General features: G+C 62.1%; 13 protein-coding genes, 1 tRNA gene and 2 pseudogenes. 6 read left to right on the forward strand and 10 right to left on the reverse strand.

From position 1 onward, the window contains the following. Positions 1 to 117: 117 nt before the first annotated feature. The 7 genes and pseudogenes from DSM43276_RS04310 to DSM43276_RS04340 all read right to left on the reverse strand — a co-directional run bounded on the left by DSM43276_RS04310 (position 118) and on the right by DSM43276_RS04340 (position 5,795). Positions 118 to 1,074 carry a GGDEF domain-containing protein gene (locus DSM43276_RS04310; RefSeq protein ID WP_078330813.1) on the reverse strand — a complete coding sequence of 319 codons (957 nt, stop codon included), beginning with the start codon at positions 1,072 to 1,074 and terminating at the stop codon, positions 118 to 120. A 680-nt stretch (positions 1,075 to 1,754) separates the two neighbouring features. Continuing rightward, entirely contained in the window at positions 1,755 to 2,342 is a 588-nt protein-coding gene (locus tag DSM43276_RS04315) for a hypothetical protein (protein ID WP_078330814.1), read from the reverse strand. Continuing rightward, on the reverse strand, positions 2,339 to 3,901 hold the full coding sequence (locus DSM43276_RS04320; protein WP_136628988.1) for a hypothetical protein: 1,563 nt from the start codon (positions 3,899 to 3,901) through the stop codon (positions 2,339 to 2,341). Before DSM43276_RS04320 ends, DSM43276_RS04315 begins: the two co-directional genes overlap by 4 nt. An 81-nt stretch (positions 3,902 to 3,982) precedes the next feature. Continuing rightward, complete coding sequence (locus DSM43276_RS04325; protein ID WP_157896055.1) at positions 3,983 to 4,285, reverse strand: WXG100 family type VII secretion target; 303 nt, start codon at positions 4,283 to 4,285, stop codon at positions 3,983 to 3,985. Between the two features lie 13 nt (positions 4,286 to 4,298). Beyond that, complete coding sequence (locus DSM43276_RS04330; protein WP_078330817.1) at positions 4,299 to 4,595, reverse strand: WXG100 family type VII secretion target; 297 nt, start codon at positions 4,593 to 4,595, stop codon at positions 4,299 to 4,301. Between the two features lie 153 nt (positions 4,596 to 4,748). Then, positions 4,749 to 4,955, reverse strand: a pseudogene (locus tag DSM43276_RS23970) (hypothetical protein); the annotation flags it as partial. A 153-nt stretch (positions 4,956 to 5,108) separates the two neighbouring features. Beyond that, positions 5,109 to 5,795: a hypothetical protein gene (locus DSM43276_RS04340; protein WP_136628989.1), complete on the reverse strand. Its 687-nt coding sequence runs from the start codon at positions 5,793 to 5,795 to the stop codon at positions 5,109 to 5,111. Positions 5,796 to 5,844: 49 nt separating this feature from the next. Here DSM43276_RS04340 and DSM43276_RS23520 point away from each other — a divergent pair, with 49 nt between their 5' ends. The 3 genes and pseudogenes from DSM43276_RS23520 to DSM43276_RS04350 all read left to right on the forward strand — a co-directional run bounded on the left by DSM43276_RS23520 (position 5,845) and on the right by DSM43276_RS04350 (position 7,453). Further along, positions 5,845 to 6,006 carry a hypothetical protein gene (locus tag DSM43276_RS23520; protein ID WP_157896056.1) on the forward strand — a complete coding sequence of 54 codons (162 nt, stop codon included), beginning with the start codon at positions 5,845 to 5,847 and terminating at the stop codon, positions 6,004 to 6,006. A gap of 69 nt (positions 6,007 to 6,075) precedes the next feature. Beyond that, positions 6,076 to 6,279 carry a hypothetical protein gene (locus tag DSM43276_RS04345; protein ID WP_078330819.1) on the forward strand — a complete coding sequence of 68 codons (204 nt, stop codon included), beginning with the start codon at positions 6,076 to 6,078 and terminating at the stop codon, positions 6,277 to 6,279. Next, a pseudogene (locus DSM43276_RS04350) lies at positions 6,272 to 7,453 on the forward strand (tyrosine-type recombinase/integrase). The gene DSM43276_RS04345 and the pseudogene DSM43276_RS04350 overlap by 8 nt, the downstream one beginning before the upstream one ends. A gap of 83 nt (positions 7,454 to 7,536) precedes the next feature. Here DSM43276_RS04350 and DSM43276_RS04355 read toward each other — a convergent pair. The 3 genes from DSM43276_RS04355 to DSM43276_RS04370 all read right to left on the reverse strand — a co-directional run bounded on the left by DSM43276_RS04355 (position 7,537) and on the right by DSM43276_RS04370 (position 10,124). Continuing rightward, positions 7,537 to 7,609, reverse strand: a tRNA-Arg gene (locus DSM43276_RS04355). A gap of 160 nt (positions 7,610 to 7,769) precedes the next feature. Continuing rightward, positions 7,770 to 9,185 carry a hypothetical protein gene (locus tag DSM43276_RS23750; RefSeq protein WP_234803086.1) on the reverse strand — a complete coding sequence of 472 codons (1,416 nt, stop codon included), beginning with the start codon at positions 9,183 to 9,185 and terminating at the stop codon, positions 7,770 to 7,772. Positions 9,186 to 9,191: 6 nt separating this feature from the next. After that, positions 9,192 to 10,124, reverse strand: coding sequence for a tyrosine-type recombinase/integrase (locus DSM43276_RS04370; RefSeq protein ID WP_078330821.1), 933 nt, complete (start codon positions 10,122 to 10,124; stop codon positions 9,192 to 9,194). Positions 10,125 to 10,762: 638 nt separating this feature from the next. Here DSM43276_RS04370 and DSM43276_RS04380 point away from each other — a divergent pair. From DSM43276_RS04380 to DSM43276_RS04390, 3 genes are read left to right on the forward strand one after another with little or no spacing between them, the layout of a single operon-like run. Further along, positions 10,763 to 11,353: a hypothetical protein gene (locus DSM43276_RS04380; protein ID WP_078330822.1), complete on the forward strand. Its 591-nt coding sequence runs from the start codon at positions 10,763 to 10,765 to the stop codon at positions 11,351 to 11,353. Between the two features lie 42 nt (positions 11,354 to 11,395). Beyond that, the gene (locus DSM43276_RS04385; protein WP_078330823.1) at positions 11,396 to 11,944 is read left to right on the forward strand and encodes a DUF6932 family protein; all 549 of its coding nucleotides are present in this window, start codon (positions 11,396 to 11,398) and stop codon (positions 11,942 to 11,944) included. Then, positions 11,931 to 12,926, forward strand: a complete 996-nt coding sequence (locus tag DSM43276_RS04390) for a hypothetical protein (protein WP_169053035.1) — start codon at positions 11,931 to 11,933, stop codon at positions 12,924 to 12,926. Before DSM43276_RS04385 ends, DSM43276_RS04390 begins: the two co-directional genes overlap by 14 nt. Positions 12,927 to 13,139: the final 213 nt, after the last annotated feature.

Consider the following 13,139-nt stretch of genomic DNA (forward strand, 5'->3'; position numbering starts at 1 on the left):
TGCGGATTGGTGGATGTACAGGGGCTCGTTGCTGGTAGGGATCGTGTCTTTAGAACGGCGCTATCAAATCAGCGATGATCACATTGATGGCTAGTGGCCGCGTGGGACGTGTCCTTATCAGGCCGTGGATCCGCGCGGTGCGCGGTCGCGTTTTGCTTCGTAGAGCCTGAAATCTGCCTCCCGAGCTAGGGATTCGAAGCTGAAATCCTCCTCGTCGGTGGATGACCACGCGATGCCTATGCTCAGGGACGTCTCGGGAGCGCCGGAGGTTATCGATGCATTGCGGATTCGCGCGTTGATCGCGGCGATATCGTCGGGGTTGTCCACGAGGGCGACGACCATGAACTCGTCACCGCCGATGCGGGCGGCGATATCGCCGTCCCGGGTGTTTGCGAACAGTGTGTCCGCGATGGCCTGCAATGTTCTGTCGCCGGCTTCGTGGCCGTAGGTGTCGTTGAGCTCTTTGAACCTGTCCACATCGGCCACCATCACGACAACCGTTGCTGGATCCGTCCGCTTGCGCAGCTCGAACTCAAACATGGATTGCACGCCCCGGCGGTTGAGCAGGCCGGTCAGCGGGTCTCGGTTGGCGGCCCTGACAGCGGCCCGGATCGAGCGTCTACCCCCTTCGATTACCGCCTGGATGAGGATCGGCAGCAGGACCACGGTGGTGAATGCCGGGGCGTTGTAGAGGAACTGATCCAGGAAGGTCGCCGCGCCGGTGTGGATGTTCCAGAACGTGATCGAGCCGAGCACGGCTGACGCGAAGACACAGTGGACGCCAAGCACCCGCCAACCCAGCAGAAACGCGGCGAAGACGCCGACCGTGCTCATGTACAGAATCGGCGCGAGTCGCATCATCGGCCCGGCGTACATCCAGGCAGATACCGCGAATGAGAGGTCCGCCCACACGACAAAGGAGATTGCCCAGCGTCTGCTTGGCCACGGGCGGACCATCCAGCACACACCCACCAGGAACGAGACCGCGATGAGCGATTGGTGGATGATGCGCCCGGTCCCCTGTGGGCCCAGGGGGTGCATATTGACGATGGTCCCCAAGGGGAGGATGGACATACACAGCAACCCGATGGTGACCTTCAAATGCCTCAGGTTTCGTGGGCCGAGAGCGCCTGTGACGAACCGGTATTCCTGCTCGGGGGTTCGACAGCGTCGCGGCCTATGTCTTCGGTTGCTGGGCACGGGCTCATTGTGTGGCAAGAGTCGCGCTGAGTGTTCCGGATGTGGAACTGAGTATTGCAGGCACAGCAATAGTGCGGCCTCGGCGGCAGCTGACTGCGTGCGATCGGTCCGCCAGTTGGCAGTTGTGTGCCCTCGGCAGGATTCGAACCTGCGACACCGGCTTATAGCTCATGGGGTTGGGGCGTTACGCCAGAGTCCGTTAAAGTATTGCAGCACTGGGCAATGCGGGAGTATGCGGTACGGAAGGGTGCATACAAGTACGCGGCGTGTCGCGGACGTTTATACGGGGAAAGTACGGGGTGACCGCTACCCGCCCCCGACGCGGTTGCGGGATTCCGCAAACGGGTTCCTTGAGGAGGTTTTTCGGTGTAGCCCGGAGAACTAGCCGCGCCGGTACTGCCATGGCGGTGGGGTGGCCCGGATGACGTACACCTCGCCGCGGGCTCGGGTCTCAGCGATCAGTTCGCCGGTGACGAATCGGATCCGCACCTCGACGCCACGCTCGACCTGAAACGGTGAGTCGTGTCTGTTCTGAACACAGTTGTGAGAACCGGTCAGCTAGTAGAGAACTTTCCCTCTTCTGGAAGTGAGGATTCCTCGCTGCGCCGCACAGTGTCAGGCTTAGTCGATGCCGCGGGGCTCGACTGCGCCGCCGTGTCGCCTTTCGTGGCTGAGGCGCCGCCGCTGGCTGGTTGTACATCAGGGGCCGTGTCTTGGGTGAGGGGGATCTCGCGAAGTGCCCAGCCTGAGGTGTCGATGGACTGGGTGTTGTGGTACTCGATGAAGAGGTCAGCGACGGCGTCCGGCGAAAGAACCTCATTCTTGTTGACCTCGACGGTCGTACCGTCCTGACGGGCAAGTTGCAGCGGCTCGGTACCACCGCTCGGGTGCCCAAGAGTGAACAGGCGTCCGTCCTTCATCCACTCAACAGTCAAACCATCTGCCGTGCCAGTGGATTGAAGGAAGTTGTCTTCGGGCTCCGCGTACTCGAACTTTGAAACGTTATCCGGCCACTTGAACAGAATGATGAAGAGCGAATCATCGCCGATGCCACGAATAAGGTGACCAAGCTGCATCGGCGCACGACCCGGCTCCTCACCGAGCGGAATGATCGCGGACTCATCCTGAATTGCAAACCTCACGGCACCCTCACCTCTACAACGTCCGTAATCTTGACTGGAACTACGCTACCGTCAGGCAGCTTCGCCGTTCCGTAGGCGGGCGTCTCAGCGCTGACATGCGGATCGAAACCTTTCTGATTTCCAGAGAGTCCTGCTGTTCCGCTCTTAACCTCTACGCCCTTTGCCTCTACATATCCATCCGCTCCTGGTTTTGGGTCTTTGGGCATGTCATAGCCGTCGAACTTGCGTACACGTGGATCACCGTTCGGCTTGGTAGGTCCGGTTCCTTCGGGGAACTTCGCCTGACTCTGATTTGGCACCACTGTGCGATCCGGGTTCGTCTTCCCGTATGACCTAATGCCAGCAGCTTCCTTGTCAGCGGACGGCGCGTCATGCCCTTGGTAGCGCCCCCTGGAGTCGCGTACTTGTTGGTGCATGATGGTGACGCCGTCTGCACCGAGGGCGGCTTGCGAGAGATCAAGGCTAGCGGCGGTGGACATTACAGCGCCGGTGCCGATGATGGCGACTCCTGCGACGTTTGCGGGTACACCGACAATGGCGCCGACCCCCGTGAGGTCTAGGGCGACGCCGCCGACCTCCACTCCCGACCCGAGCGCCATGAGCGCGGCCCCACCGATGAGTGCGGCAGTATCTCCTGGGTGGTGGACCATCGCGTTGCCGTAGGACGCGACGGCGTTCACGACGTCGGCCCCCACGTTGCAGAGGTCGTCACCGATGTCCTGGAGCTCAGCGCCTGCCCAGTCAGCCATGACTTTCCCGAATGCTTCCACCGCAGCAACGATCGGGGCAAGCAACTGGCCGACAGCGTCGGCCTCAGTTTTCAAGTCCCGCAAGACCTGCAGGGCTTCATGTGCGATCTTCTGAAGCTGCTCACCCTTGCCGGTGATGAGACTGATTCCCTCTTGGAACAGTCCGGAAGGAGTCGCAAGGTGCAGCGCTTCACCGATCAGCTTCTTTAGATGGGTGTGGGCATCATCGACGTGCTGGGCGTAGGCGTTGAGCTGCTTGGCGATATCCCCTGCAGCTTTGGACATCCCGGCGGCAGCCTTGGCCGAATCGCTGAATCCAGTACTGACATTGCCCTTTTCGGGGATGTCCTGGCCCTTGGCTTGATTCTCTGGCCCGACTAGGGCGCCGTCGAACGTGTTGGCGGCATTGGAAATGGCCGTCCACTGGCTGGCTGCTGCCCGCATCTTGCCGATATCGCCGTTGGGCCACACCATGCCGATCACGGATTGGATTAAGCCCCACCCGAACGGCGCCTCTGAAAGGCTGCCTTCGCCCTTTGGCGGAACGTGTGACGAGATGGGTTTGGTTGCAGTGGGTTTGGTAGGCGGTCCTCCACCAGGTTTGATCGCCGAGTAGTGGTTGGCGATGGCGTAGTTATAGGCGCTCATCTTCAATAGGTCACCGATGCGGCTGGTGCCGTTGCCGGTGTCCACCAGGGCCACCACCACCGCCGAGGCGGCATCGTCGTACTTCTCACCAACCACCAACCCAGCAGGGTCGGTACCGTTCATCCCACCTGAAGCGGAAAGCGCGTTGAGCGCATTCTGCACCGCCGTGGTGAAAGTGGTGCTCGCGGAAACCGTCGCGCCGCCGGCGGCATCGAGTACCGCGGGGTCAACGGTGACCACAACTCACCCGCGTTTCCACATCGAGGAGTTCGTGTTGATTGCGGCGGTGTAGTTTCCATGCGCGCCGTGGGTGATCTTGCGCAATTCGGCGACAGCTTGACGCATCTCTGCGGCCCCGACTGCCCACTTCTTTTGGGCCTCAAGGTGCCCCGCGGCTGCCGCGCCTTTCCAGTCGATATGCATATCGTTGACCCGCTGGTCCACGTCGCCGATGAATTGCTCCGTCGACCTCTCGAATTTGTCGAGGATCTCGATTACCGACGCCAATGCCGCTGGATCGACGTGGAAGCTGTTATCGCCGCCCATTTCGATTCCCTTCTCAGAGGTGTCCGCTGGCCCGGTGCAAAGTGGCCGCAACTTCATGGACCTTGGACGCCAGCAGCGTCATTCCGTCTACGACGTCCGATGCGCCTTCGTGCCAGTCGGCGAACGCATTGTGAAACTGGCTACCCGGGTCGCCCTTCCATCCGGCCCCAAGGAGCGTGCGGACCTCGTCATCGACCTGGCTGAGCTGCCCTTTGAAACCCTGCGTCGCTGACGTGATCTGATTCGCCAGGGCATACACACGTTCGGGGGTTAGCTGCAATACCTCGCCCGATGAACCCTCAGTGCCCATAGTTAACCCCTCGCACGCTCCGGTCAGATAGCCCGGACACTACATGGCTGCTCGCTGGAGAGCCGCGCGAAGCGAGTAGCTGGGAAGTGGCTGTGGATACGCTGAATGTGTAATCCAAATGCCCGCCACAAGGGGGGCTGCACCCCTCAACCAGCCGCGCCGGTACTGCCATGGCGGTGGGGTGGCCCGGATGATGTACACCTCACCGCGGGCTCGGGTCTCAGCGATCAGTTCGCCGTCCATGAACCGGACGCGGACCTCTAGGCCCAGGCTCGACCTGGAACCGGGCGTACTCCTTGCCCTCGCGCAGGTCGCCGGTGATGGTCTCGGTCCAGACCCCGCGCGGCCCCAGTTGTGCATGACCGTGCAGACTGTCTGGCCGGTGGTGAGCTTGTTGACGTGGAGCTTGACCTCGGACCGGACGTTAGACCTGGGGTCCGACAGGTCGTCGGGCAGCAGTTCTAAAAATGGTGTGGGGAAAGGAACTCACGGCTCAACCAGCGCTGGTCGCGCCTAGTCCACCTCTGTCCACCTGTTGTGTGACGGTGCGTAGTTGCGTTTAACTCCGATGTAGTCGTAGGGAATGGTGATCCATTCAAAGTCGGGTTCCCGCCACAGGGTTGGTTTCCCATCGATAACCATCGAAATCTCCAGGTTCCATAGCATCGCCCTTGTAGTCGCTCGGCCAGATACCCTGAACACGAGGGGATCTCCGGACGAGACGCTGAAAAGTGTGTCCACTTCGACTTCGCTCCCGATCTGGCGGGAGTCGATACACCAAACCCGATTCGCGTCCAGATCGGCTTCGAGGGACAGTGCACGTATTGGTCCCGCAAGTGCCTGGCGTAGGGCTACGCCGGGCACCGCCTCTGCTTCTCTCGCATTCACGGTAATGCCGTCGATCACAGCGGATGTGGTTCCCTTCGCCTGAACAACCAAGAGGAACTCTCCGAGTCCAATTGGCAGTGCCTGACGCTGCTTGATCCACCTGGCCGCAGCGCTCGTTTGATGCACGATCTCATCCGGGTTAGGCGGCGAGCACTCTTGTATGTCAATGACATTGGGCACAAAGAGCGAATAAGTCGGCGACCACTCGCGAACGGTGATCGTGACATTTCGGCTAGGTGTTGCAGCACGATGAAGGTACGACACGGCAGCACCGAACGCCTTGGCGCCCGAAATAATTGTCGCTGGTTCCACAGATTGAACAGTAGGCGTAACCCAAGGGTATGGCGGTGATGAGGGGGCCGTGATCTCAGATCTGGAGACGGGACGCAAGCAGACGCTCGATATCAGTGAGTTGTTATCGCTCGCCGCAGCGCATTGTGTACCGCCAGCGTCATTGCTGTTTCCGGATGACGCGAGTGTGGAAGTCTTACCCGGCAAGTCCGTCTCTGGGCTGGTGGGGTAAGGGTGGTTCATCGGCGCCAAGGGTCATGTTCCCGAAGGTGTCACCTCTGACGAATCTCTGCATGCTCCTTTGCATCTCTTTGAAATTGCAGAGAAAATCGACGAACGTCAGATCATTCTTTATCAGCTGGGTGGCCGCGACCCGGACGTGGAAGTACTGAACGACGAGTCTGCAGCGATCGGCAAGGCCCTTGAGTGCTTCCAGAAGGATTACCGGATCCTGCTCGACTATTGGCAGCGGCGAAAGTCCAGCAAGCGGCAAGGCGATGCCTAGGCAGCGGCTCGCGCCCGGCGAGCATGGCAAGGTCACGTGCACTCGGCGCGATGGGAAGCACTACGCCACAACGTATTTGCGACTGCACACCGGCAGGCGTGTGGAGCGTGAGGCGACGGGCAAGTCTGCGGAGGATGTGCGACGGAACCTTACGGCCAGGATCGCTGTCGAGTTGGCGACCGGCACCGGCGCGGGGGTAGTCAATGGCAAGACGACGCTTGATGACCTATTTGAGGCGTGGGTTGCCGACAAAGTCGCGCAAGGCTCGCTGAGCCCTCAATCAGAGGAGCAGTATCGCCGGGTATGGCGCGGCCACGGTTCTGAACAGCTTGGGCGCTGCGTATCACAGAGCTGACGACCAGCAGAGCTGATGCGCATTTGAAGACCGCTCCCGCGCGGCAGTCATCGCTCCTGCGGACAATCCTCGTTGGCATGTTTTCGATGGCGGTCCGCTTCGACGTGTTGCACCACAATCCGATTCGTGAGGCGCAATCAGCGCCGCGGGGTGAACGTAGGCCAGTGCGCGCGCTGACCGCTGTGGAGCTTGAGCAGGTGCGGCGGGCCGTGGGGGCATACGCGACTCCGTCGGGTCGATCGGGCCCTCCAAGGGGTGTGATGCTGCCGGCGTTCGTGGAGTTGTTGGCCGCGACCGGTGCCCGGCCAGGGGAGGTGCTGGCGATCAGATGGCAGGACGCGGATCTGCTTGCGGATCCACCAGTGGTGACGGTCAACGGGACGGTGATGGATCACGACCGTGTGCCGGGTAAGCCAATCCACAGGCAGGATTCCCGCAAGGGTGGGGCACCACCGATCACGGCACTGCTGCCGAAATTCGGCGTCGAGGCGCTGACGGCTCTAGTCGGGGAGACGTTGTCCACAACACCGTCAGCCACGGTCCTGACCAACCGTGACGGGGGCCTGGTGTCGTTGTCGAATGTCCGCAGCGCTGCGTGAAGCACTAGCGCCGCACGAGGCGTTGCGATGGGTTACACCGCACAGCTTCAGGCGCTCGGTGGCCACGGCGGTTCGTGACGGCTTGGGCATTGAGGCCGCGCAGCGGCAGCTTGGGCACGCCGAGATGGCGACGACCGAGCAGCATTACGCGCAGCGCTGCACCACCGGGCCGGACGCAGGTGCAGTGCTGGAGGAATGGGCAGGTCAGGCCAGGAAGTAGGGCAATGTATGGGGAAAGTGAGGAGTTTGAGACCATGCGGATTAGCTGGCTACCTCAGAAACATCTCTGAACTGCAATCTTTGTGCCCTCGGCAGGATTCGAACCTGCGACACCGGCTTTAGGAGAGCCGTGCTCTATCCCCTGAGCTACGAGGGCGGGGGACCTATGTGAATAGGTGTCTAAAACTCTAGCGGGTCGGCGGACCTGCTCCGAACGTCGGTTGGTAGCGAGTCGAGGGCGTTTCCGATGTTGCTCACGGGGCTCGTCGAGTCCCGTGGGACGCGTGTGACTAATCAGTGGGTAGACGCGTCCCTGGTTAGGCCATGCTGGTTTTTTGACTGCGCCGATGTAGATAGTGGGCGATCGCATTGCGGCCCAGGGCGAATCCGATCATGACAGCGTGTTGGCGCGTGGGGCTGTGCGCGGTAATGCGCCCGCCGTAGAGGGTGCGGTCGAGAGTGTTGTTGAGTGATTCGGCGTCTTCGCGCCAGCCGTAGCAGCGGTCATAGACGCCGTGGCTGCTTTCGGTTTTGGTGTGTTGGCGCAGGTGTTCGGCACGGTTGTAGCCCGTCTTGAGGTCCTTATCGGTGTTGTCGATGCGACCGGACTGGACGGTGCCGCACGTGGTGGCGAAGTCGATGTACCAGCGGTGGGTACCGCCTTGGTTGCGGCGCGGGTAGATCTTGGCGACCGGGAGTGGTTCGTAGGCCATTTCGCCGGTGTCGATGATGCTGCGTTCGTGCAGGCGACCGTCGACGGTCCAGATGGCGTGGGTATCGCGGCATGTGCAGTTGATTTGGGTGAAGAAGGTGGGCTTGGCAGTGCCAGCGTGTGTCGGCACGAGGACGGTCAGGCCCTGCTTCATGGCGTGGTCGATGTGTGTGCCACGAAAGGCTCCGTCGTAGCAGATTCCGTCGACGCGCAGGTCTGGGTGGGCGATGACTTTGTCGAGCATCTTTATCGCGATGCCGGCTTCGCCTTTGTAGCCTTTGCCGTGCGGGACGGGTTCGGTGCCGAGGATAGCGCGCAGATTTCGGGTGTTGTCTGGCCGGGTGGACAGGGTGGCGAACTTGGCTCCGTAGCGGAATTCTGGTGCACCGTCACCGTTTTGGACTTCGTTGTGAGCGACGATCCGGCAGCGGCCCTCAGCGGTGAGTTTCTCGACGGTTTTCTTGCGGAATGGAGGTGGCACGACGGTGCCGTCCCCGACGACGAACTGGCCGCGGGCGGGGTCGGCGTGCGATACCCGCTTGTCGGGGTTCAGGCAGCCAAGGCGGCGGGCCAATTCCGCTCCGGTCTCGCGCAGGCCGTCTTGCAGTTGCTCGATATGCCGGTCGAGCTTGGGCTGGGCGTAGGTGTGATGGTGGCGTCTGGGCGGTTCGGGCCGTGCGCTCTTGCCGTGGTCGGTGGCGTGTTCGCAGATGATGTCCCAGTAGTCGGGGTTGTTCATGATCCGGCTTGCGGCATTGGCCGAGCCGAACGCGCCGTGCAGGGAGGTGTGCAGGATGTGAACCCAGTTGGGATACATCGGTGGCCGCCCGGGCGTGCCTGGTTCACGATCGGGAATGCGGTCGGCGATGGTGTATTGCGCTGGGTCGGAGGCGATCGCGTGGACCTTCTCGATCTCTACCAGGGTGTGATCACCCGGGATTTGAAGCTGCTGACGGCGCCACTGGTCGATCCGGCCAGCACCATAGGTGGTGCGACGACGGCGGTGCGGCGGCAGGGACATGTGTGGTCAGTCGTCCTGGCGCCACTGGTAACCGATAAGTGCCGCAGTGCCATCGAGTGATCCCGAGCCGATCAGCTTGGCCGCCAACTCGATTCGACCGGTCTCCTCGAAGACTTGCCGGGCCGCATATGCGGTCAGCGAGGACGGCTTAATCCCGGTGGTGGCGCTTAAGCCGGCGCGGGTCAGGACATCGCGGACAGTGACACACACCCGGGCCTGACGTTGCGCGTCGGAGCCGTCTGAGCCGGTGCAAACGATCGTCTCGCCAGTGGCACCGTGTTCGGTCAGGTGCGCGATCCGTTGGTCGATGACCCGGCGCGCCCAAGTGTCCAAGGCCAGGCGCCGGGCACGGTGCTTGGTCGAGCCGCGCGCCCATACCGTACGCGCGTCGACATCGACATCACTGATGCGGATATGGCCGAGCTCGCTCGTATGCGCACCAGCCAGCAGCAGTGCGGTTGTAGCGGCATGCCGGGTGGGTGTGCCGTGTTCGCAGAAGAGCCGGACCAGCACCGCCTCATTGTCGGTGAGTGGCCGCAGCGCGGCGGCTTGCCGGTCCGGCACGTCGATATCTGCGGTCGGATCATGCAAGACCAGTCCGAGTCGGCGGGCGGTGCGAAAGTATGCGCGCAAGGCTGCGCGGCGGTTGTGCATCGTGGCTATCGCTGCCGGTGCCACCATGCCGTGACGGGAGCGGCCCTTGGCCGCAACGAATTTCGTCACTAAACCGTGGTCAATCGCGTCGAGCGTGGTGACATCGTGCGCCGCGGCGAAGCGAATGAACCGACGGGCGAGCAGCGTGAATTTGTCGAGTGTCTGTGTCGACATGGCGCCGTCGAGCGCCCAGTCCGCGACGACGAGGTCAACGGTGGTGGCCACGCTGTTCTCAGCCATGGCCGGCCCCCACGGCAGCAGCAGCTCTAGCTGTGCGCTGCTCATCGCACACATCCCGTGTGTGGTGCTGGTCCATCGGTGATCCTTCCGCCATGCTGGTGCGTAAATGCACCAGCATGGTACGGGTCACCCGCGGACGGGCTGTCGAGTGCCGCTTCGGGCGTTATCGTCAGGTGGTGTCGCGCAGCCATGGCGTTCGACCACCCGCCGAGTACGTGTCCGCTGGCATATGGCCAGATGGACAGTTGGTGGCCGACGCGCCACCGGCAGCTGCTGTCGCGCAGCACGTGGCGAGAGCGTTGCGGGCGGCGATGATCGAAACGGGAACTGGTCAACGGCCACTTGCGCTGGCTAGCGGGGTGTCTCACACCACGATCGGGCGCATCCTGGCCGGCACGGTCCTCTGCGATATCGGGACGCTCGCGCACCTCGAACACACGCTCAGTCGACCGCTGTGGCCCCGGACGTCGGCGCGACAGAGCGCCCGATCCGCACGACATGTCGATCGAGCTACGCGACCGACATCTATTGACTCGTGACACGTGTGGCACGTTACAAACCTTGAGTGACATTGCCGCGCATTTGCATCGGCGGGTTGCGCTTGACTCACGTTACAAGTGTCGGAACAATGGGTAGCGCAGGCGCATACGCGCCGAACTGGGACTGACACGGACAGGTGGGCCATGGGCGCAACCAGCAGATCGTTGGTCGAGTTGATCGAGTCGGCGGTGCGACGCCACGATGGGGCGTCCGGGCGGCGATTAGCGGAGATCGCCCAACGCGGCGGACATGAGGTGTCTCACGCGACCTTGAACCGGCTGCGGCAAGGCACTTATGCGTCGCGCCCTTCGGATACATCGATTCGTGCGATCGCCTACCTGGCAGAGGTGCCTGAGACGGTTGCCTTCGCCGCGGCAGGGGTACGCCCACCGATGGCCGATCGATACGAGCCGCCAGCTGAAGCTCAAAGGATGACCACGCCGCAGCGCAAAGCGATCGACCAATTGCTTCGCGCCTTCGTCGGCGACCAGGTTCCAGTGAATCGTGTCGATGGAGTGGACTTCTCCAAACTTCTGGCCGTCCGAGAACAACTTGCCACGGCTGTCGCCGACGACGATGCGGTCGCACTGTTGGAAACAGGTCGCTGTGCCGTACAGGTGATCGACGAGGTGACCGCGGCGGTATTTGCCGCGGCCGACGGTGACAACAGTGCAGATCATGAACAGCAATGGCCGCCTATGGATTCGGCGGCGCTGATAGCGGTCGCGCCGTAGCGTTATTCCCGCGATGGTGAACAACCAGGGGGAGGTGGATCGTTGATACCCGAGTTGAGTTCCGAGCACGGTCTGTTACCAGCCGGACGGTACGGGGCCACTCGCGACGAAGTACATGCCCGATTCGTACATGGACGCGGCGAGCGCCGCACTCAATTGTGGAACCACTGGGAACTGGCCACGAACCTGCTCGGCCAACACGTGCCCATCAACGCCGTGTGGTTGCACGGCACGTTCCTGTCGGATGCGGCCCAGCCGCAGCCGGTGCAGTGCCTGTACTGGGTCGAAGACCTGGAACTTGGGAAGGCACGCCTTGATTCGGTCAGCGGGCCGCTACTGCGTGCGTTCGCTATGCCTGGAGAAGTGCGCAGGATTGTCGGTGTCCAGGTGGACACTCAACTAGTGCCCTGGCACTGTCAGCCCGACCCACAGGACCCCGACGATTACTATGCCCCATATCTACAACGTCGCGGCATGGTCGATGATTTGCTGCAACGCGTCGCCTCGAGACCGGCGGGCGCGATCCGTACCCGTATCGACGCGCTGCCCCGACGTGGCTATTTGGAGGTGATTATCGATGGCTACTCCTAGCGAGGAACTCGACCGTATGCAGGCTGCGATCGTCGCCGCGATGACTGGCCCCAATGCAGATACACAGGTGCCGGACTGGAGTACCCCCGATGATCTGGCGCGTATCGGCATCGAAGCCCTGATTGCCGCCGACCCGTTAGGTCGCACCCTCGCTTCCCGAGGCAACATCCGAATCACCGGCGACGGCGTTACCGGTTCCTCTGCCCGCGTCAACGACGTCGCCCGGATCATGACGGGATTTCAACGCCTGGCCACAGCCGTTGGCGCGGCTCATCAAGGCGACAAAACTCTTGGACGCCAACCCAACGCGGACGTCAAACGCCGCACCGATCTGCTGCTGACCGCTGCACCCGGCCCCGGCTCCATCATCTTGACCGTCACGCCCCGCACGTCGCCCATCGCCGAAACAGGGCACGCCGGCGGAAAAGTAGGCATGTTCGCCGAACTCGAAACCGACGACCAGATGCTCGACACCGCTGTCGCCGCCGCGATCGAGGTTTTCACTGCTGGCAACGACATCGGTGCTGCACCGCAGGACTCGACTTTTGTGCGCCGACTCGGCGACATGGGGCCACGCACCGCGTCGGCCGTGCGTGACCTCGCCAAAACCCTTGATCGCGCCCAATTCGACGTCGATATCACCTGGCGTCAACCCGCCTGCGCCACCCGCCGCGTCACTGTGACCGCCGCCGCCGCCGCTTACATGGCCGCCACCGTCGAACATGCCAACCTAGACGAACAATCCGTCGAAATCATCGGCGAATACCTCACCGTTAGTGCTGTTAGTTCGTGGCTGATCCAACGCGCAGGCACTGACAACGACACCGTCACAGTGAAGCTTGGACGCATTGACCCCAGTCAAACTCGCGGACTGGCCGTCGGAGACCGTGTACGGATCACCGCCATCATGAAAATCGAGACCTCCCCAGGTGGCAACACCAAAACTACTTATACGGCGGAAACGTTCGAGAAACTCGACTAGGCGTAGCCGGCAAACCAAAACGCGTTCCATAGAGCGTGCTCTCGCAACTGGCTTGAGTGCTCTTGTCGCCTGGGCTTCATTCGTCAAACCAGGCCACGCATCTGCTCAGCTACCATCCCTGTCTGATTGGGCGACTTTTGGGTGTCTGCTGACGTAGTCTTGCCGAACCATGGCCATAGGGTGCGCTCCGGGTGTCAGCGTGCGAGGGGAGAT

It is taken from the genome of Mycobacteroides salmoniphilum, assembly GCF_004924335.1.
Classification (GTDB): domain Bacteria; phylum Actinomycetota; class Actinomycetes; order Mycobacteriales; family Mycobacteriaceae; genus Mycobacterium; species Mycobacterium salmoniphilum.

Excerpts from the sequence above, each read along its gene's own strand:
- DSM43276_RS04325 (WP_157896055.1), bottom strand. The coding sequence starts at position 4,285 with ATGGGCGGCGATAACAGCTTCCACGTCGATCCAGCGGCATTGGCGTCG.
- DSM43276_RS23750 (WP_234803086.1), bottom strand. The coding sequence starts at position 9,185 with ATGTCCCTGCCGCCGCACCGCCGTCGTCGCACCACCTATGGTGCTGGC.
- DSM43276_RS04380 (WP_078330822.1), top strand. The coding sequence starts at position 10,763 with ATGGGCGCAACCAGCAGATCGTTGGTCGAGTTGATCGAGTCGGCGGTG.
- DSM43276_RS04310 (WP_078330813.1), bottom strand. The coding sequence starts at position 1,074 with ATGTCCATCCTCCCCTTGGGGACCATCGTCAATATGCACCCCCTGGGC.
- DSM43276_RS04370 (WP_078330821.1), bottom strand. The coding sequence starts at position 10,124 with ATGAGCAGCGCACAGCTAGAGCTGCTGCTGCCGTGGGGGCCGGCCATG.
- DSM43276_RS04390 (WP_169053035.1), top strand. The coding sequence starts at position 11,931 with ATGGCTACTCCTAGCGAGGAACTCGACCGTATGCAGGCTGCGATCGTC.
- DSM43276_RS04330 (WP_078330817.1), bottom strand. The coding sequence starts at position 4,595 with ATGGGCACTGAGGGTTCATCGGGCGAGGTATTGCAGCTAACCCCCGAA.